This window comes from Acinetobacter psychrotolerans (genome assembly GCF_048552595.1).
GTDB lineage: Bacteria > Pseudomonadota > Gammaproteobacteria > Pseudomonadales > Moraxellaceae > Acinetobacter.
Map to the genome: position 1 here is coordinate 185,132 of NZ_JBIMDK010000006.1, position 19,045 is coordinate 204,176.

The 19,045-nt window shown below is 39.5% G+C and carries 18 protein-coding genes and 1 pseudogene; 8 read left to right on the forward strand and 11 right to left on the reverse strand.

Annotated features, from left to right (window positions below):
• Nucleotides 1-45 precede the first annotated feature (45 nt).
• Genes ACG94X_RS07950 through ACG94X_RS07960 form a run of 3 tightly spaced genes read right to left on the reverse strand, consistent with a single transcriptional unit; the run spans nucleotide 46 to nucleotide 1,021 of the window.
• Entirely contained in the window at nucleotides 46-291 is a 246-nt protein-coding gene (locus tag ACG94X_RS07950) for a glutaredoxin family protein (protein ID WP_419383194.1), read from the reverse strand.
• A 21-nt stretch (nucleotides 292-312) separates the two neighbouring features.
• Nucleotides 313-753 carry a peptide-methionine (R)-S-oxide reductase MsrB gene (msrB, locus tag ACG94X_RS07955; protein WP_000483554.1) on the reverse strand — a complete coding sequence of 147 codons (441 nt, stop codon included), beginning with the start codon at nucleotides 751-753 and terminating at the stop codon, nucleotides 313-315.
• A gap of 31 nt (nucleotides 754-784) precedes the next feature.
• Entirely contained in the window at nucleotides 785-1,021 is a 237-nt protein-coding gene (locus tag ACG94X_RS07960) for a glutaredoxin (protein WP_009499586.1), read from the reverse strand.
• Nucleotides 1,022-1,107: 86 nt separating this feature from the next.
• Here ACG94X_RS07960 and ACG94X_RS07965 point away from each other — a divergent pair.
• Nucleotides 1,108-2,198 (forward strand): IS4 family transposase gene (locus ACG94X_RS07965; protein ID WP_103800267.1). Its coding sequence is split into 2 segments (ribosomal slippage): nucleotides 1,108-1,648 and nucleotides 1,648-2,198, totalling 1,092 coding nucleotides; the frame shifts between segments, so codons are not numbered across the junction.
• Between the two features lie 39 nt (nucleotides 2,199-2,237).
• Here ACG94X_RS07965 and msrA read toward each other — a convergent pair.
• Nucleotides 2,238-2,726 (reverse strand): peptide-methionine (S)-S-oxide reductase MsrA, encoded by a 489-nt coding sequence (msrA, locus tag ACG94X_RS07970; protein ID WP_000762837.1) that lies wholly within the window; start codon nucleotides 2,724-2,726, stop codon nucleotides 2,238-2,240.
• A 122-nt stretch (nucleotides 2,727-2,848) separates the two neighbouring features.
• Between msrA and ACG94X_RS07975 the strand changes: the two genes are divergently transcribed.
• Both ACG94X_RS07975 and ACG94X_RS07980 read left to right on the forward strand, forming a co-directional pair.
• Nucleotides 2,849-3,784 carry an AraC family transcriptional regulator gene (locus tag ACG94X_RS07975; protein ID WP_002123001.1) on the forward strand — a complete coding sequence of 312 codons (936 nt, stop codon included), beginning with the start codon at nucleotides 2,849-2,851 and terminating at the stop codon, nucleotides 3,782-3,784.
• A 2-nt stretch (nucleotides 3,785-3,786) separates the two neighbouring features.
• Complete coding sequence (locus ACG94X_RS07980) at nucleotides 3,787-4,527, forward strand: hypothetical protein (RefSeq protein ID WP_120385370.1); 741 nt, start codon at nucleotides 3,787-3,789, stop codon at nucleotides 4,525-4,527.
• Between the two features lie 523 nt (nucleotides 4,528-5,050).
• Here the strand turns inward: ACG94X_RS07980 and istB are convergent.
• Together istB and istA are read right to left on the reverse strand one after the other, a co-directional pair.
• The gene (istB, locus tag ACG94X_RS07985) at nucleotides 5,051-5,815 is read right to left on the reverse strand and encodes an IS21-like element helper ATPase IstB (protein ID WP_016167552.1); all 765 of its coding nucleotides are present in this window, start codon (nucleotides 5,813-5,815) and stop codon (nucleotides 5,051-5,053) included.
• Nucleotides 5,812-7,332, reverse strand: a pseudogene (istA, locus tag ACG94X_RS07990) (IS21 family transposase). Before istA ends, istB begins: the two are co-directional and overlap by 4 nt.
• A 119-nt stretch (nucleotides 7,333-7,451) precedes the next feature.
• Between istA and ACG94X_RS07995 the strand changes: the two are divergent.
• Nucleotides 7,452-7,865, forward strand: coding sequence for a hypothetical protein (locus ACG94X_RS07995; protein WP_419383195.1), 414 nt, complete (start codon nucleotides 7,452-7,454; stop codon nucleotides 7,863-7,865).
• 36 nt (nucleotides 7,866-7,901) lie between these two features.
• On the opposite strand, the gene ACG94X_RS08000 is transcribed toward ACG94X_RS07995, so the two are convergent.
• Nucleotides 7,902-9,242, reverse strand: coding sequence for a tyrosine-type recombinase/integrase (locus tag ACG94X_RS08000; protein WP_419383196.1), 1,341 nt, complete (start codon nucleotides 9,240-9,242; stop codon nucleotides 7,902-7,904).
• Nucleotides 9,243-9,482: 240 nt separating this feature from the next.
• Between ACG94X_RS08000 and mutS the strand changes: the two genes are divergently transcribed.
• The 4 genes from mutS to ACG94X_RS08020 all read left to right on the forward strand — a co-directional run bounded on the left by mutS (nucleotide 9,483) and on the right by ACG94X_RS08020 (nucleotide 14,472).
• Nucleotides 9,483-12,140 (forward strand): DNA mismatch repair protein MutS, encoded by a 2,658-nt coding sequence (gene mutS, locus ACG94X_RS08005; protein ID WP_419383197.1) that lies wholly within the window; start codon nucleotides 9,483-9,485, stop codon nucleotides 12,138-12,140.
• Nucleotides 12,141-12,373: 233 nt separating this feature from the next.
• On the forward strand, nucleotides 12,374-12,697 hold the full coding sequence (fdxA, locus tag ACG94X_RS08010) for a ferredoxin FdxA (protein ID WP_419383198.1): 324 nt from the start codon (nucleotides 12,374-12,376) through the stop codon (nucleotides 12,695-12,697).
• A 141-nt stretch (nucleotides 12,698-12,838) separates the two neighbouring features.
• Nucleotides 12,839-13,558: a peptidase M15 gene (locus tag ACG94X_RS08015; RefSeq protein ID WP_419383199.1), complete on the forward strand. Its 720-nt coding sequence runs from the start codon at nucleotides 12,839-12,841 to the stop codon at nucleotides 13,556-13,558.
• A gap of 248 nt (nucleotides 13,559-13,806) precedes the next feature.
• Nucleotides 13,807-14,472, forward strand: coding sequence for an O-methyltransferase (locus ACG94X_RS08020; RefSeq protein ID WP_419383200.1), 666 nt, complete (start codon nucleotides 13,807-13,809; stop codon nucleotides 14,470-14,472).
• 401 nt (nucleotides 14,473-14,873) lie between these two features.
• On the opposite strand, the gene ACG94X_RS08025 is transcribed toward ACG94X_RS08020, so the two are convergent.
• From ACG94X_RS08025 to ACG94X_RS08040, 4 genes are all read right to left on the reverse strand, one after another.
• Nucleotides 14,874-15,716, reverse strand: a complete 843-nt coding sequence (locus ACG94X_RS08025) for a universal stress protein (protein ID WP_419383201.1) — start codon at nucleotides 15,714-15,716, stop codon at nucleotides 14,874-14,876.
• Between the two features lie 128 nt (nucleotides 15,717-15,844).
• A complete protein-coding gene (locus ACG94X_RS08030) occupies nucleotides 15,845-16,462 on the reverse strand; it encodes a DapH/DapD/GlmU-related protein (RefSeq protein WP_419383202.1) in 618 nt (205 codons plus the stop codon).
• The gene (locus ACG94X_RS08035; RefSeq protein WP_419383203.1) at nucleotides 16,455-17,051 is read right to left on the reverse strand and encodes an IMPACT family protein; all 597 of its coding nucleotides are present in this window, start codon (nucleotides 17,049-17,051) and stop codon (nucleotides 16,455-16,457) included. Before ACG94X_RS08035 ends, ACG94X_RS08030 begins: the two co-directional genes overlap by 8 nt.
• Before the next feature lie 114 nt (nucleotides 17,052-17,165).
• A partial coding sequence (locus ACG94X_RS08040) for an Ig-like domain-containing protein (protein WP_419383204.1) occupies nucleotides 17,166-19,045 on the reverse strand: 1,880 nt, incomplete at its 5' end.

Consider the following 19,045-nt stretch of genomic DNA (forward strand, 5'->3'; position numbering starts at 1 on the left):
TGACTCCTTACTAAGCTAATTACAATCCTCAAAAAAAAGATCTCGTTATTTTATCGAAGCTTCCAACCACTTTTCAAGGTCCTTGAACTTGGGGTTTCTCAGCTTCTTTGTCCCAACCAGTATTGTCGGGAAATTTAACTTTCCAGTAGTATAAAGGGATCGCAGTTCATCAGCTGCCGCGTCGTCTTCGTGAACATCTAAAAAATCAAACTCGATTCCTTTTTCTTTCAAGTACGACTGGTAAATCTTGGTTTTGTGGCAGTCCTTATGACCGAACAGCTTAATCCCCACGACCCCCTCCATTTTCTAAAATTACTCTACAAACTTCAACGACTCCGAGTTGATGCAGAATCGAGCCCCAGAGGGCTCAGGACCATCTGGAAAAACGTGCCCTAAGTGGGCTTCGCACACATTGCATAGCACTTCGATTCTTCGTCCGTAAGTCGTGTCCAGTTCATATTGAATTACGTTGTCGGCGACGGGCTCAGAAAAACTCGGCCAACCTGTTCCCGAATCAAACTTAACGTTCGAATCAAACAGTTCAGTGTCGCAGCCCGCGCAGGCATACCGTCCTGCCTCATAAAATGAACAGAGTTCCCCAGTGTGAGGGCGCTCGGTGCCTTTCTTCCGCATGACATTAAATTGAGCGGGCGTCAGAATTTTTTTCCACTCTTCCTCGCTCTTTTCTACTTTTCTAGGAGGAGCGGGAGTGCCGTTATCGAGATAGTTGTTAATGCTTTCCCAGTTGAACATAAATTTGCTCCTTTATTTTTGGGTTTGTTCTTTAGCTATCAATCCACGCGAAGAAGTCAGTCGCGCTACCAATGAATTTTCCATCCACAAAAACTTGCGGAACAGTTTGAAGGTTGGTTTTTTTCTTCAACTCATCATAAGTCTTGGGATCGTCATCCACGCGAATTTGTTTAAAATCAACTTTTTCAGAAGTTAAGTACTCCTTCACGCGTTTACTAAACGGACAATGGTCTTTTGTGTAGATGACAACGTTCTTAAGTTCTTTCATTTTTTCCTCTTTCGTCTCTGTACACGACAAAAATAGATAACTCATTGAAATAATGTCACAATAATTGTTTTCTAACGACGAATACTATGACACATCTCAATGAGTTATATCTTATCTTAAACAAATATCTAAAATGGAACAAGTCACATTTAAAGTGCTTTGCGCTCATCATGCTTGTGATTATTTTAAAGCAAACATGTAATCTTTCTTCTGCATCTAAAGCCTTGCCCATCAAGTGCTTACCACAATCATTTTATCGACGTATGCAGCGCTTCTTTGCAGGTCAGTATTTCGATTATCGTCAAATTTCTCAGTTGATTTTCAATATATTTTCATTCGACAAAGTGCAACTGACTTTAGATAGAACCAATTGGAAATGGGGAAAACGAAATATTAATATCCTGATGCTCGCGATCGTTTATCGTGGAATAGCGATACCTATCGTTTGGACATTACTTAATAAACGTGGAAATTCAGATACAAAAGAGCGTATTGCTTTGATTCAACGCTTTATCTCCATTTTTGGTAAAGACCGTATTGTGAATGTGTTCGCAGACAGAGAGTTTATCGGTGAGCAGTGGTTTACATGGTTAATTGAACAAGACATCAACTTCTGCATTCGTGTTAAAAAAACTTTATTGTCACCAATCATTTAGGAAAGAATCATAAAATCAGTGATTTATTTCGCCATCTTCAAGTTGGTCAAATTGAATGTCGTAAACGACGGATTTTGGTTGGTCGAGTGAAACTATATATAAGTGCACTACAGTTAGAAAATGGAGAACTTTTACTCGTCGTTTCTCCTCAGTTTAATGCCAATTCTATTCAGGATTATGCATTACGCTGGGAAATTGAAACCTTATTCAGTTGTCTCAAAGGACGCGGGTTTAATCTTGAAAATACTCGTTTAACAGACCCTAGACGAGTCAAGAAATTGATAGCAGTGCTAGCTATCGGTTTCTGTTGGTGCTATTTAACAGGTGAATGGCAACATGATCAAAAAAAAGTGATAAAAATAAAGAAGCATGGACGACTCTCAATGAGTTTATTTCGCTATGGTTTAGACTATGTTCAAATGGCGATTCAGCGTTTAATTGGTTTTGGGAAAAAAGAAGAGTTTAAGGAAATTTTGGCAATTTTAAGAAGGCAGAAGCCTGATAGGATAAGGGTTCTGTGAAATTTGTCGTGTACAGAGCTCTTTCGTTTGATTCATGGTTTAATCTCTCTCAAAATGGCACGTGTACCCGTGGGGATTCTTCTTCAAATAGTTTTGGTGATACTCCTCAGCGTCATAAAACTCTTTTTCCAAGGCTACCGTCGTGACCACGGGATTCTCGAAGCGACCGATCTCATTGACCTCATCAATCACGTTTTCGATAATCGCTTTCTGTGCATCGTCACGATAGAACGCTGCCGAGCGATACGAAGTGCCAACATCATTTCCTTGGCGATTCTTCGTAGTCGGATCATGGATTTTGAAAAAGTAATGTAGAATCTCTTCGAGAGATATTTCGTCTTGGTCGTATTCCACGCGAACCGCTTCGGCGTGCCCCGTTTTCCCTGTTATAATATCGGCGTAGGTAGGATCATCAAAATCTCCGCCAGAGTAGCCCACCTTCGTTGACGTCACACCGTCCAGACTCCTAAGGAGGTCTTCGAGACCCCAAAAACACCCTCCGGCAACGATCACATAATCTAGTTTCATAAAGCCTCCTTAGTTTTCATCCACTTACTGATTAGACTGACTTTACAGCATGTAAAATAGATATAATATGTTCAATAGTTCGTATAACATGACCTATTGGACAGTTTACGTAGGAGCTATATATGGATGTTCTCAGTGAAATTTTAGATAAGGTAGAGCTTACTAGCAGCTACTGGTATAGAACCTCATTTGCGGGAGACTGGGGCATCAGCCTCCCGCAGGAAGAGAATCTAGCGAGATTTCACATCGTGACTCATGGCGAGTTTTGGTATGAGGTGCCAAAACTTAAACTTAAAGCATTGGCGGAGCAGGGCGATATTTTGATCTTTTTCAAAGGGATGGAGCACACCATGGCCAGTGCACCAAAAATCAAGGCCGAGCCTGCGGTCGAATTTAGAGCTAAAGCCAACCTCACCGAAGCTCAAGTTTTGGAATACGGTGATCAGAGCAAGCTCAAAGCCAACGTCGTTTGCGGACATTTTTGTTTTAATGGCGGACCCGATCATCCATTCTTAAATTCGCTGCCAAATGTCGTGCATATCAAGAGTGCTGATAACTCCCACTCGCCTTGGCTTGCCATGCTTTTAAGTATTATAGAGCAGGAAGCAAAATCAGGGCTTCCTGGAAGCAACACGTTAGTCAGAAAGCTGACCGAAATTATCTTCGTGCAAGCGTTAAGAATCCACATGTACAAATCCAATAAAAATGCTGGATTCTTCAAACTGATCGAAAATCCGCAACTCAGCAAAACCTTGGAAGCTATTCATCATAGTCTCGATAAAAAATGGGGTCTTGACGATCTCGCCGGGATTGCGGGGATGTCGCGTACGAACTACAGCGTCAAATTTAAGGAGCTGTCAGGCATGACACCTCTTGATTATTTAACCTATTGTCGGCTTGAAAAAGCAAAGCAGCTGCTTAAAGAATCCGGTAAGTCTGTTCCCGAAGTGAGTGAAGCCATTGGGTATCCGGCACATGAACACTTTCAAAAGTTGTTTAAGAAAAAAATTGGCAAAACTCCTAGCGCGTACAGAAAAGAAAATTCTGAAAAGGTGTAAAAATGAATATCTATAACTCTCCTGTTACCAAAATAGCTTTCTGGGTCATCGTCGTCGGCAGTGTATTCTGTCTTCTTCTCCCTTTATTCTTACCTCTTCTTCCTCTTCACTACTTGAAGGATTATGGCGAAATAGGAGATGCTTTTGGAGGTATTTCGAACCCATTCGTACAGATACTAGGTTCAGTAGTTCTGTTTTTAGCGCTGAAAGCCCAGATTGATGCGAATAGAATCCTTCATCAGCAAATCGAAAAAGAAAACACGAAGGAGCAACTAAGGCACGAGTTAGATCAACTTCACGAACTTTATATGTTCGTCGAAAGAAACATCAAAAATTTTAGTTACGATCAAGAAAAGACCGTTGATGGCAAGACGCAAATGATCCTTCTGTATTCTCGACGTGCGATTAAATGTTTCATTGAGGATCTAGAGAGCTTAGATGTTGATATTCACAAAGATGACGACATTTTAAGGTTCGACGGGGTTAAAGAAATTATGAGCATTTTGAACAGCGTTGACCTATATTTCGACAAAATCAAAGACAGCGAGATTGCACCTTATCATAAGAGTTTTTATAAAACGCTTATGCAGCACGAACTTCTCTTCAGCGTTTTTCCTTATCAAGATCTCGACAATCAAGCGTACCTAAAACAAGAGCATTGCCCAGAGTGTGGTGAATATCATGCAAATTATCCGCCACTGATTTATGACCGGTTACAGAAAATTAAAAAAAGTTTCTCCTGATGTATTATGGATATTTATTCGGTATCGGTCCTACCAAAAAGCTATTTGTAGTATCTCGAGTACGTGCTGTGGTGTAGTAATTCCAATCTTAGAAAACTCAAAGCTTATTCTGAAACTATCGGAATTGTCGGTTGGGTGAGACTTAGTCGCCCCGTAAAGCCTTATCGGGGCGGCAAAGATAACTTTTTATATCACTGCTATTGATGACGTCCTTTGTTTACTAAAGTTGTAAGCCCTTATTCTTTGTTTTAGACCTTCAACCACTCCGGGCTTGTCACTAGGAGAGTCCCCTTGGCTAACCTTAGCCGTCAGATCGTATTCAGCGATTTCTAGCCGGTCCCCCTGAATCATTTTACGCCAACCGTTCCACAACTTAGGGTCAAGCTCTTCGGTACGCCAACCATCGGTCGGTTCGCTCCGACTCGCTAAAGCCAGATCCCTGATTTGGTTCTGGAGCGTTAGATCGTCAATCATTGTTCGGCGTCAACTATCTTGGCCGGTTCGCGTCAATTATGATGGCCGGTTAGGTTTTCTCATTTTTCCTACTTCCAGCTTGTTTTAACTGATGTTGTTTTCGATAGCTTTCTCCTTCTAATTCTATAATTGTCGCGTGGTGGATCAGCCGATCTATGGCCGCTACCGTCATCATGCTGTCTGGGAAGATCTGATCCCATGCACTAAACGGGTGATTGGCTGTGATGATCAGGCTACCGCTTTCATATCGATGCGCGATAAATTCAAACAGTACCTGGGTTTCTGCATCGGTTTTTTTCACATAACCAATGTCATCAATGATGATCACCTGATACTTATCCAGCTTGCTCATCTCGCTCATCAGATCCAGTTCGCGCTTGGCTTGTTGTAACTGTTGTACCAAGCCAATGGCTGGAAACAGTTTGCAGCGTATGCCTTGCTCAATCAGCCGGTAACCCAATGCATTGGCTATGTGTGTTTTGCCGGTGCCACTGGGGCCAATCAGCAGGATATTATCGGCGTGATGTGCCCAGGACAGGTCTTGGTGCAACTTGGCGATGAGCGCTTGATTTGTCCGGCTGAGCACGCTGTTATCCAGAGTGCTTAAGGTTTTTCCCGGTGCCAGCCTCCCTTCGCGTACCCAGCTTTGTGTGCGCCGTGTAAAGCGCTCTGCGAGCTCGTATTCGCATAATGCCGCAAGGTAGTCACTGTGCGACCAGCCTTTTTCTACCGCGGTTTGCCAGAGTTTTTCATAGTGCCTGACGAACGCCGGCAGCCTTAATTCTTTGAGCAGTAATGCAACGGAGGAAGTCAAAATGGCACCTCCACATCGTGTTTCGCCTGTGCCTTTAATGACGTTAGCAGTGCATCATAACTTTGCAGGTTATGTTGCTTTGTCTTAATGTCTGGTGCGCTTTGCGGGGTGTAAAAGCGCTCCTGAATGGTTTTGGCACTTTCAAACAGACCGGCTCTGGCCTCTTGCAACAAGGTCTCTCCCAGCTCTTGTTCGCTATCGTATTCGCTCGCCAGCCATAACACCGTGACTATCCATTTACAGGCATCCTGTGCTGGTAACGCATCATCCACTAACTGCCACAACTGCCGGTAATTGTCGTCAGGTAAGATATCATCCCGCAGTTGCGAGTAACGAAACGCCTGCGGTTTAGCGGCCAGTGAGCGGATAATATGCCGGTAGTTGATACAACGTGCACGGCTTTGGCCGAGGGCCGGGTAAATTCGTGGCAAGGTCAGCGCCACTTGCTGGCCCACATAGAGCACCAGTTTGTTATGATACAGCCGTACTTGCAGGCGTTCGCCAATCAGTCGTGATGGCACGCTGTACACCACCCGGCGCACTTCAATGGTGGCACTACGGGTGACTTTAATGCTCAGCAAGGTGTAATCAACAGCATCATATTCCGGTAAGGCTTGCAGGGTTTGCTGTTCTTCTAAAAAGCGGCTGCGTGAGCGCTGGTTTAGCTTGCCGACGATTTGATCAATAAAGGCCTGGTAGGCTTCGATACTGTCAAAGTCACTGTGGCCGCGAAGTAGCAGGTGCTGCGCCAGACGGCGTTTAAATGAGCCATTAGCGCACTCCACTACGCCGTTCTCATGCGATTGCCCCAGGTTATTGCGCGTTGGCGTCATGTTGTAATGCTCGCACAAGTCCTGATAGGCATCTGTCCAGACATTTTGCGTATTGTTCCTGGCGGCACTGAGGCTATCGGTGCGATGCTCCACCGGACAGCCACCAGCCTGCGTCAGCGCACGCTGTAAACCGGTAGATAAGGCAGAATAGCTCTCACCACCCTGAACCACAGTGATGGAACGCCAGCCGCTATAAGCGAGGCGGAACTGATACAGCAAATGAGCAAAGGGTTGCTGCTTAATGGTGATCGGGCTATCAGGATGAGTAAAATCAGAGAAGCCCTGTAAACCGGGTTGAGCTTGCTGGCGGAAGATGACATCTTTCTCCGGGCCATGTAGTGCTTTCCATTTCTTAACCCGACGCTGCAATGTTCTCAGAATTCGCTGGTCATATTGGTTTGGATAGAGCGCCTGCAAATGCTCCAGCAAAGTAATAGGCGTAAGCTCTGGTTTAGCGTTTAAAAGAACAACTAGATCGGTTTCCCATACGGCTTCCAGTGGATCTTAGCGGGTGCGCCAATCTCTATCAGCTTTAGCGCGGGGTAAGGTGTTGGACTGCTCAATACGTCGGGCAGTGCGGGGGGAAATGGCAGACTTCGCAGCAGCGATTTCTTGAGTCATGCCTTGTTGGCGATGCTGCATATACAGCTCCTCTTGTCGGTGGGTGATATGTTGTCCAGGCACCTTGAACTCCGAACAGAAAACAAGGTACCTATTGTGACACCCAACCGGCCAAGATAATTGTCGTCAACCGGTCATCCTAATTGTCGCCGAACAATACGATATGTATTGAAGGAAACTTTATGATTAAAGCGATTTTTTGGATTGTAGTATTCTTTTTCTTTATCAGTGTCCTATTTTTAGGAATACGCTTTATTTTTCAAACCTTGATGAACTTAGCTAAGCCTTCTAGTTCAAAAAAATCGAAGCCTGAAATAAAAAACGAAGAACTTAGTTACTCAGCTAATAACTCACTTGAGTTTGATCATCAGATACAATTCTTTGATCCTACTCTTAATAAAATCACAACCCTGTCTGGTCATCTTGAAAAATGCTATGAAGAACACCAACAGCTTTGGATTAAGTTGATCAGTTTAGGACAAAGCACATCAAAAACTATTAAAGTAAATAATATTAGTATGGTTGAAAATTTACTTACTAAAGAGAGATTATCCAATGAAAATTCTATTGAACAATATTTCAAAAGATTTTTATAAAATATAAAAATAGGAGCCTCTCCAGAGGCTTCAATTTTATAAAGCATCTAAATGATCAGCCCACTTTTGCAACCATTCAGCACACTCATTTTCGTATTTATGTAGGTTGTAAGTACCTTCAATCCCTTTCTTAGAATGTCCCAGAATTGCTTCTGCTATATCAGTTGGACAACCTAATCTTGATAAACTTGTTCGAACCGTTCTTCTTAAATCATGAGGATTCCAATCTAGCATATCCGTTAACCACAATTGTTCAGGCCTAAACCTTTGTTGATGAACAACTTTATCAGGATTTTTCAGTCGCCATTTAGCCTCAGTAAGAGTTTTTTGAAGTATGGGCTTACCTGAGCGACTAGATAGAAATATATATTCTTGGCCTTCAATATGAATACTCTTCAAATATTCAATACATTGTATGGATAATTGAACATACCTTTCAGCACCATTTTTAGCTTCTCGTATATGCCAAGTTTTATTTAGAAAATCAATGTCTTTCCATCTTGCATTACAGGCTTCTCCTGTGCGGCAAGCTGTCCATAAAGAAAGCTGTAAAATATGTATATGACTTTTAGAAAATCCCGAATTAGGAAGCCAAGTCAAAACTCTTTTCAACTCATTATCAGTCAATACTCTTTTACCCTGATTACAAGTTAATTTTATTCTCATCTGCTTAATACTAGCTTTTGCCAATAAAGCAGGATTTGCAAAATTATCTGAAAATTTTTCCAACCCAATAGCATATTCATAGGCTAATGTTAATTCAGATAAAACCCTTCCAGCTTGAACATTTGCTCCGCGCTCCACAATTTTTAAAATCATGTTTACAACATCTCTACGAGTCACATTCATTGCATCATAGTCACCCAAAACTCTTACAGCATCACCATAAATGGTTCTTCTAGCTTCATCCTGTCCTTTTAGTTTTCGGGCACCTCTAATGAGTTTTTTTTGGCCTGTTTTAACATCTTCAACATACCGATCTTCAATAACATTGATGAGATATAGGTCTACCATCTCCTTAATAGTGAAGCATTCAGCTTTTTCTAACAGAGCATCATTTTTTTTCTGAATTTTAAGTTCTTTAGCTTGAGCACTAGGACATATCCCTGAACGACGAATTACTTTTAATTTATGTAATTCAACTCGCGCATCTGCTAATGACATTTCAGGAAAGGTACCTATCTTCATCTTTTTTTGAGAATTATCTATTGGACTACGATAGCGGTATATAAATGAAGTTAAACCTGTCTTACCTTTAACTACACGTAACCCTTCATTCTCCCCTATATCAGCTTTAAAAGTTTCAGGTTTCATTTTTTCGATAGCTCGAGCAGACAAAGCCACCTTTTTCAAAGTTGATGTATTATTTTCAGACATCTGATGCAATTTACCTTTTTGTATTTAGAGATTTTGCTAAAATCTCTTTTTTGACTAGCTTACCTGCTTTTCATAAAGCTCTGTATTTATAATACCTGAGTACAATTAAATAAGGTACACCAAAAGGTACACTTATTATCAAGATTTCCTTGAAACCCTTAACACTTATTTGGCATCCTTAGGAACGTGAAACCATGAAGAACATTCCAAAAGTATTTAAAAATAAAGGTATTTTTTAATATGGATATAGAAAAATCAATGGTTGATCTCTCATCTTACACACCTATGATGCAGCAATATTTAAAAGTAAAAATGCAGCATCCTCATTCACTCATGTTCTACCGCATGGGTGATTTTTATGAATTATTTTTTGATGATGCTAAAAAAGCAGCCAAACTTTTAGGAATAACACTCACCCATCGTGGCAAAGCTAATGGCGATCCCATCCCAATGGCAGGTGTGCCCTATCATGCTGCTGAAGGTTATTTGGCTCGTCTTGTCAAAAAAGGTGAAACGGTTGTTATTGTAGAACAGATCGGTGAAGGCGAAAGTATTGGCTCGAAAAAAGCACCGATGGAGCGTGCAGTCGCTCGAATCATTACCCCTGGAACGTTAACCGATGATGCACTATTAACAGCAACGCAAAGTTCAAATTTAGTCGCATTATGTTTTCAACAAAATCAAATTGGCATCGCTTTACTTGACCTAAGCGCAGGTATTTTTAAAGTACAACAACAAGAATTTAAAGCAGAACAACTCGCAATAGAATTAGCTCGCTTAATGCCAAGTGAACTTTTAATTGATGAAGATATTATTGATCCAAATATTATTGAATCAATCAAAAAACAAATCGAATGCCCTGTTACCAAACGCCCAAATGTAGACTTTAATTTAAACAATGCTCAAAAAACATTGTGTGACCAGTTTGCCGTTGCAACGCTATCGGGTTTCGGAATTGATCATTTACCTTTAGCAAAAGCTGCCGCTGCATCATTAATTCACTATGCCAAAGAAACACAGAAAACTGCGCTTCCGCATATCCGTTCTATTAAATTAGAACAGAGCTCTGATTTTATTGCATTAGACCCTGTAACACGCCGTAATTTAGAAATTATTGATCCTTTGTTTGAACATGGCACTTCATTATTTAACTTAATTAATGATTGCCAAACTGCAATGGGTGGACGTTTATTAGCACGTACCCTGATGCAACCTATCAGAGACACAGAAATTTTAGATACACGTTTAGATGCAACAGACGCATTTTTAAAGGGTTATCATGAATCGCCAATACGCTTAGTTTTAAAAGAAATTAGTGATATCGAACGTGTTTTAAGCCGTGTCGCATTAGGCAGTGCTCGTCCACGTGATTTAGTACAACTGCGTCAATCTTGCGCGCAAATTCCTTTTTTAAGACATGCTATTCAGCCTATTCTCAATACAAAACAATCTAAATTAATTACGCAATTGAATGATGAATTGGGTAATTTTAGTGGCTTACACCTACGTTTAATGTCAGCCATTGTCGAAACTCCACCAGTTTTATTACGTGATGGCAATGTCATTGCAGAAGGTTTCGATGACGAACTGGATGAGTTACGTAAAATTCGAGATCATGCAGGACAGTTCTTAATTGACTTAGAAATAAAAGAACGTGAAGCAACAGGAATCAACACTTTAAAAATTGGCTACAACCGTGTTAGTGGTTATTACATCGAACTGACACGTGCGCAAGCAGAACAAGCACCCGATCATTATATTCGTCGCCAAACACTTAAAAATGCCGAGCGCTATATCACTCCTGAACTAAAATCATTTGAAGATAAAGTTTTATCTAGTGAATCTCGTGCCTTAGCTCGTGAGAAGCTTTTATTTGAAATGCTTTTAGATGAATTAAAAGCAGATATTGCCAATTTACAAATGATGAGTGCTGCAATTTCACACATCGATATGCTGTGCAATTTTGCCCATCAAGCACGTCTAAACAACTGGAATCGACCTGAATACAGCCCAGAAATTGGCATCAAAATTAGTGCAGGACGACATCCCGTTGTTGAATCTTTAAATAAAGCACCTTATACCCCAAATGATACTTTGCTCGATTTTAACCACCGTATGGCAATCATCACCGGTCCCAATATGGGCGGTAAATCGACGTTTATGCGTCAAACAGCATTAATTAGCCTACTGGGTTATTGCGGTAGTTTTGTTCCTGCAAAAGCGGCTAAATTAGGGCCGATTGATCGTATTTTCACTCGTATTGGTTCTGCAGATGACTTATCTACAGGCAAATCTACGTTCATGGTGGAAATGACTGAAACCTCTCAAATTTTACATCATGCAACCAATCAATCTTTGGTACTTATGGATGAAGTAGGACGTGGTACCAGTACTTATGATGGTTTATCTTTAGCTTGGGCATGTGTACTCGATTTAACCAAAAGAATTAAGTGTTTATGTCTATTTGCAACGCATTATTTTGAATTAACAGAACTTGCCAAAGAAACTGCGATTGATAACTATCATGTCACCGCAAAAGAATTGAATGGAAATTTGATTTTATTACATAAAGTGCAACAAGGCCCTGCCAGTCAAAGTCATGGTTTACAAGTCGCTAAACTTGCAGGTATTCCAACCAGTGTTATTAAAGAAGCTCAAAAACGCTTAAAGATTTTAGAAAAGCAACAACTTCAGCAACAGCAATCTATTGTACAAAATGATTTATTCACAGAAACGAATGTTTTTGAAGCTGAACCTGAAATCATTCACACCATTGTCGAAGTAGAAAAGCCATCTGCTGTTGTCACTGCGTTGTCTGAAATTGATGTTGATGATTTAACCCCACGCGAAGCATTGGCTAAACTTTATGCTTTAAAAGAAATTTTAAAGCAGTGCTGAGCGTTATCTAGTTAGTATTTATTCAGCTAGGCTTATTCAAAAAAAAGAAATGCCTTGTCTATTTACAAGGCATTTTACTGTTTTGATTAAAAAACATACTGCTTATTCAGTTATTATCAAAATAAGCAGTCCTATATATAACAAATATCAATAAAAGCAATTGTTAGTTGGGGTCGTTTTTGCCTAAAATACACCATTATTAATTAAAACCATATTTTTAGGTAGCTGACGCCATGACCTTTGTTGTCACTGAAAATTGTATTAAGTGTAAATACCAAGACTGCGTAGAAGTTTGTCCTGTTGACTGTTTTTATGAAGGTCCAAACTTTCTTGTCATTAGCCCAGATGAATGTATTGACTGCGCGCTATGTGAGCCTGAATGTCCTGCAAATGCGATTTTCTCGGAAGATGAATTACCTGAAGGCCAAGAGGTCTTCATTGAACTCAATGCTGATTTAGCTCAGAAATGGCCGAACATCACACAAATTGGCGATCAACCCGAAGATCGTGAAGAATGGAATGGTAAAGCAGATAAATTACAATATTTAGAGAAGTAATTTTTCTGTTAAAAAATATCAGCTTAGGCTGATTTTTTTTGATTTAAATATGTAAGTTATACAATTATTTGCAATTTATCCATAATGCTTACGCTAAACTAGACTAGAATACTCAGCTACCTTCTTTAGCTAATATTGAGAATGAAAAATATTCTAAAAGGTCTGCTTACTGTCAGCTTTACTGCAACTGTTTTGACTGCTTGTACTTCATCACCTCAAAAAGCGCCAACAATTAGCACGCCAAATGGTCATCGTATTTATATTCCAGAAGAAAAAATTACGATTGAACGACCTATTCCGCAAAAAAATATGCCAAATTCATACCGTAATTGGTTAATAGATGGTGAAAATCAATCTCGTTCACGTGGATATGAACGTTTTCTTGAACAGAATAATGTCGGCAATATTATTCCAAGTTTTGAGCTTTTTAAAACGGCCCGTGATTGGGATAAATGTGGTAAATCTGAATATATGATTCCAAGCCAAGAAGTTTGGCGTAATCAGCTCCCAACATTGAAAGTCTTTAAATATTTAATTGCTTCTAAAGTATTGACCGATTTTACAGTGACATCGGTATATCGTGATTTACCGCTGAACCAATGCGCAGGTGGTGCAGGTTCTTCACGTCACTTGTTTAATTCTGCCATCGATTTCCGTATTGGGCCAGAATACCCGCAACCCAATGATTATGCTTATATTGAACATACTAAATTTAAACTGTGCCAGTTCTGGGCACAATATGGTCAAAGCCTAAATATGGGGCTTGGCTTATATGCTTCTGGTCAAATTCATATCGACACGCAAGGTTTCCGCACATGGGGAGCAGATTTAACCCGCAATAGTTCCATGTGTAATTTATAAATTATTGATGAAGATGGTTTGAATCATTAACTGTCTGAAGCACTCAAAATACAGTCCTTAAAAAGAGATCTTATGATCTCTTTTTTTGATCTAAAGACCCTGCAAAAGTTGATTTGATCGTCCCACCCTTCAATTATCAACAAAATGATTAAATTTAAAGCAATAATTTTTATTAAAATTGCACTCTCAAAATAAAAGATTAAAATGCACATAACACAAATCCTTTGACTCTGATGAGGCGGTACAACATGCAACAAATGTGGTCAGACATCGATACTTATATCGAATCACATTTAATTCCAGAAGACCCAATTTTAATCCAAACTTTGAAAAATACCGAAGATAAGGGTTTTCCAGATCACCTTGCTGTTGCTGCAAATCAAGGTATGCTGTTACAAATGCTCATTCAAATGAACAAATGTAAACGCGTATTAGAGTTGGGTACATTTGCTGCCTACAGCACTATGTGGTTAGCACGTGCTTTGCCTGAAGATGGTTACATCCTGACTATTGAAGGTCGAGATACCCATGCGGCTTTAGGACAGGAAAATATTGATAATGCAAAGCTTAAGCCAACAGTTGAGTTAAAGTGTGGGCGTGCTGCCGATATTTTAAAGGTATTGCCTGAAAACACAGAACCATTCGACTTTATTTTTGTCGATGCAGATAAACAAAGCTATCCTGAATACTTAGAACTAAGTCTAAATCTTTCACATTCAGGCACAGTCATTGTTTTGGATAATGTCATTCGTGCAGGCGATATTTTAGATACTAAAAATATTAAACCGAGTATTGAAGGAATCCGTGATATGTACAAAGCAATGCAGAATCATCCTAAAATTTTATCCTGTACTGCGCTACAAACTGTAGGGAGTAAAGGACATGATGGTTTTGCAATTGCAATCGTAAAATAATCACTCAATTCGCTAATTTTCACTTAAAAAGACTGCTATTTACATCGCGGTCTTTTTAAGTGCATAAATTTATGTGGTAAGTTTTACCAAGCAGGAAAAATTGAGAGTTATCCCCGAAACTTGTTTGTAGAATTGTGGATAACTTATCTATTGCTCACTAAATAATTGAAAATATAAATATTTTTTTGATAGCTTGATTTTTAATCAAATAAATTCATTCCCTTTTTAAAAGCTATTGCTTTTTAAAATGCAATATTTTTAGAAATTATTTTTAATATTTCTGATAAAAAATGCCATAAATTCTAGAAATCATGGCATTTATTTTTTAGTGATATCGATCACAGATATTATTTCACTTATCATGTATTTCTATGGATCTTAATACATACATATTCCACCCATTATTTCGCCACAAGTAAAGGCACAGACGAGTTACGGAAAATAGTGGTTGTCACGCTACCTAAGAAGAATTGATGAATTTTACTGTGACTAAATGCACCCAATACAATCAATTGGATTTGGTGTAAGTTTTGATAATCTAGAATATTTTCAGCAACATCACCGTAACGATATTCGATCACGACATCTAATCCAGCATTTTTTAACCGTTGTGCAGGTTCATTTAAAATTTCAGGATGGTCTCCGACATAGACCAAATGGCATTGTAATAATCTTAATAAATCACTTTTTTCAACGCGCTTTAACATTTTTTGGCAAGCTTCTGACAGCTCATAAGCAAAAATAAAACGTGTTGGTGGTTTAAATGTTTCACCAACTGTTAAAACTGTACTTTTTGTACCTCGAATGAAGTTTTCAACATTACTTCCCAGTGTTTTATGTTTTTCGGCAGAACGTTCACCTACTTTACCAATGACCGCAATATCGCCCTCATCTAATTGGCTAAAACTTTGTTCTAAAAAGTCGCCTTTTTCTTGAATACGACTCGGGGTAATGCCATATTTTTCTTGAATCATTTCAGATATATGTTGCAATAGATTATTACTATAATCGAGTGCCAATTCACTTTGTTTTTGCTCTAATTCAGCCAACTCTTTAAGTAACATTGCATTACTTTCAAAGCCGATGACTCCGCTAATTTCACCCAAATGATAACTCGCGGGGTAATAATCCAAAACTTGTAATAAAACCAATTCACGGCCCGTTTTCTGGGCAATCCAAGCAGCAGCTTCTGCCAATGCATTGATACAAGGCGAAGAGTCTATACAGGCAACTACTCTGTTCATTTTAACCTCGCTTTAGCTTTGCAGCTCTGGGTCTATATTATTTTAAATTAGCATAAGTTTTTGCAACTTTGCACAGCTTTATGTAATTAATTCCATAATTTAATTATGTATTTGTACAAACTGTGCGTTCATTCGCGAAAGCGGATAAATCGAGCTGGATTTCCTACAACAATTTCTCTTTCGGCAACATTTTTTGTCACCATACTATTCATTCCAACAACGGCTTGGGAAGCAATTTTCACACCATCTTTAATTCCAACATGTGCTCCCAACCAAACATCTTGACCAATTTCAATGCCTTTGGATGTCACTGCTTGTTGGTAAATTGGTTGGGCTAAATCCATTCCATGATCAAATGCATAGAGATGACAATAGGCTGCTATTCGAACTTGATCGTGTAATTTGATCCCTGCACGCCCACCATCTAAAATACAGTGATGATTAATGGCGACTTCATTACCAATATTGAGTGGCCCATGTAAAGTACAATCAGCAGCAATAAAGCTATTGTCACCGATCACGATTTTACGACCTGGTTCAGCAAAGATATGTGCCAATGGTGAAATGAAACAATTCTCACCAATTTCAACTGTTTCCATTGCCATTAAATATTCTTGATATTCTTTTTGCCACTGCTCTGCCCACACTTTGTTTTTAGGTTTTAAAGAATAATAAAGCCACGGCATATAGTTGAGACGATGCTTATGCTGTTCACGATATTTTAATAATGGGTCTAATTCAGTCATCAAGTTCTTCCACAATTTTTAACTGTTCTCGTCCACGGGAAACGTCTTGAATTTTAAGCTTTAAAGGTTCTATTTGATGAATCTGTATCATCGCTTCAACTGCCACACCTTCTGCTGTGTATTGTTCTGTATATTCGATACTTTGTGAATGAAGTTCATACTGGAATATTGCCCATTCATTGAATTGGCATTGAAACTGAACTTTCTTTTTTTCAATTAACTCAATTTTTTCCGCAAGTAATAGACATTGCCCTGCACAACCACCATAGGCACGAACTAGACCACCTGTTCCTAGTTTTACACCACCATACCAACGATTAACCAAAACAATGCTATTGGTCAGTTCATTACCTTCAATTGTTGCAAGGATTGGTCGTCCCGCTGTTCCCGAAGGTTCACCGTCATCATTAAAGCGAACATTAAGACCGATTTTCCACGCCCAACATTGGTGTGTAGTGCTAGGGTCTAAATGCTTTTCTAAGAATTCTTTAACTTGTTGCTCATTTTCTACAGGTGCAGAAATTGCTTGAAAGTGACTTTTTTTAATGTCTTCTTCATAAATCGTTTCGGTCACAAGTGTAAAAGCCATCGTGAAAATAAAATATTCTAAATCAATGTATTTTTATTATAACGTGGAATCACTTTTTCAGTACGCATAAAAAACCCTAAGCGAACTTAGGGTTTTTTAGATTAGAATGGATAATTAAAATAAAATCTGCTGATTATGAATCAATTCGTCAAGCGTTGTATTGACATTTTCAAGGATTAAAAGATCAGTCTTCGCATATGTCGTACCAGAACCATCACGGTCAATCTGTACCACGGTTTTGTTATTGACCGAATCATAAGTTGTAAATACATATTGTTGGATATTTCCCATATTGACAGTGCTATCAAGTAAATCTCGAATATCTATCTTATCTGCTTCAGTATCCGTGGTGACATTCCCTTTATGGAAATCCGTCCATGTATCTGTTCCATTGCCGCCTCTTGCATCTAAAGCATTGAGTAATTCAAAGACTGCCGTATCAGAGCCTGTTCCACCAATCAAAGTATCATCACCAGCACCACCGTTCAGATAGTCTTTACCTGCTCCACCATTTAAGTTATCGGAACCATTTCCGCCTCGAAGAATGTCATTACCAGCCCCTCCATTTAAGATATCATTACCTTCATAACCATATAAACGTTGAGAATAAGTCGCTGTAGCATTACCTAATACATCGTTAGCAATTGTCCCCTCTGTAAACAAGGTTGAATTTGGTGCTAATAAATTATCTAATATAGGTAAACCAATGAGCTCACCCAATTGAGCTGTGCCTGTAGTGTTATGAGAGTCTGTTGCTGTTACCGTAATACCATTTAATACCTGTAGATTCAAGATCTGACCCAGCACCCCTCCAAGCCCCCCACTTTGTGGTTGTAAATGTACCGTACCCAATAGCTCAAGCATTGCTTGATTATCAATAATACCGCCTGGGGTAAGTGACTCAATAGTAATCCTTGATGGACTCGTCTGTACTAAACCTAAGTTCAATACACTATTACCTTCTACTAAAGTGACTTTTAATCCAAGCTCTGCTGCCATTTTCACAGAGTAGTCAAATGTAAGTGCGACCAAACCAATAAATACTGATTGGTTAATAACAACTTTTGTTAAATCATTATTAACATCAGCAGCTCCAAAGACCTGTCTATTTAGATCAATTAAACCAGCAACATCTACACCAACTAATCCAAGTAATGCATTATCTTTAACAATTGCAACTGGTGCTGCATTTGGATCAAGTATTGTTAATGTAAATGAGTTACTACCTAAAGAAATATTTCCAGCAGTATCGTTCACGGTAGCACTCCAAGTGTGCTTAATCAAACTTAATGCAGGCGATGGTGTGTAATTCCAATTACCATTTATATCTGCAGTCACTGAACCGACTACTACATTATCCTGTGTAATAGTCACAATACTACCAGCATCAGCCTTACCATATAATGTTGGGGTTGAGTCATCTGTAGAATCACCCGAATATACAACTCCTTTTGCTCCTACATCATCTTCAGCACCTAAAATGATAGGTGCACTTGGTAGCGTGGTATCTACTGTGATTGGCCCTAAGATTGCAGCTGGACTGGTATTCCCTGCAACATCTATTTGTCGTACTTGTACATTCGAATAAGCACCTGATGTAAGCGTAAAGCCGCCATTGGTTAATGCCGTCGGAGTCCAAGTTAAACCACCATCTGTGCTGTACTCAATGCTTGCGCCAGCTTCTACACCACTCACATTGATCTTGCCATCTTTAGTAATACCATCTGTAGCGCTAATACCTGTATCCGCATTTAACACTGCTGTTGGCACACTTGGTAGCGCGGTATCTACTGTGATTGGCCCTAAGATTGCAGCTGGACTGGTATTCCCTGCAACATCTATTTGTCGTACTTGTACATTCGAATAAGCACCTGATGTAAGCGTAAAGCCGCCATTCGTTAATGCCGTCGGAGTCCAAGTTAAACCACCATCTGTGCTGTACTCAATGCTTGCGCCAGCTTCTACACCACTCACATTGATCTTGCCATCTTTAG

Bases quoted from the DNA above. Each gene is read 5' to 3' on its own strand.
- msrA (WP_000762837.1), bottom strand. From the start codon at position 2,726: ATGAAACTAGATTATGTGATCGTTGCCGGAGGGTGTTTTTGGGGTCTC.
- ACG94X_RS08020 (WP_419383200.1), top strand. From the start codon at position 13,807: ATGCAACAAATGTGGTCAGACATCGATACTTATATCGAATCACATTTA.
- ACG94X_RS07980 (WP_120385370.1), top strand. From the start codon at position 3,787: ATGAATATCTATAACTCTCCTGTTACCAAAATAGCTTTCTGGGTCATC.
- ACG94X_RS07995 (WP_419383195.1), top strand. From the start codon at position 7,452: ATGATTAAAGCGATTTTTTGGATTGTAGTATTCTTTTTCTTTATCAGT.
- fdxA (WP_419383198.1), top strand. From the start codon at position 12,374: ATGACCTTTGTTGTCACTGAAAATTGTATTAAGTGTAAATACCAAGAC.
- msrB (WP_000483554.1), bottom strand. From the start codon at position 753: ATGTTCAACTGGGAAAGCATTAACAACTATCTCGATAACGGCACTCCC.
- ACG94X_RS08015 (WP_419383199.1), top strand. From the start codon at position 12,839: ATGAAAAATATTCTAAAAGGTCTGCTTACTGTCAGCTTTACTGCAACT.
- mutS (WP_419383197.1), top strand. From the start codon at position 9,483: ATGGATATAGAAAAATCAATGGTTGATCTCTCATCTTACACACCTATG.
- ACG94X_RS08035 (WP_419383203.1), bottom strand. From the start codon at position 17,051: ATGGCTTTTACACTTGTGACCGAAACGATTTATGAAGAAGACATTAAA.
- ACG94X_RS08000 (WP_419383196.1), bottom strand. From the start codon at position 9,242: ATGTCTGAAAATAATACATCAACTTTGAAAAAGGTGGCTTTGTCTGCT.
- ACG94X_RS08025 (WP_419383201.1), bottom strand. From the start codon at position 15,716: ATGAACAGAGTAGTTGCCTGTATAGACTCTTCGCCTTGTATCAATGCA.
- ACG94X_RS08030 (WP_419383202.1), bottom strand. From the start codon at position 16,462: ATGACTGAATTAGACCCATTATTAAAATATCGTGAACAGCATAAGCAT.
- ACG94X_RS07960 (WP_009499586.1), bottom strand. From the start codon at position 1,021: ATGAAAGAACTTAAGAACGTTGTCATCTACACAAAAGACCATTGTCCG.
- ACG94X_RS07975 (WP_002123001.1), top strand. From the start codon at position 2,849: ATGGATGTTCTCAGTGAAATTTTAGATAAGGTAGAGCTTACTAGCAGC.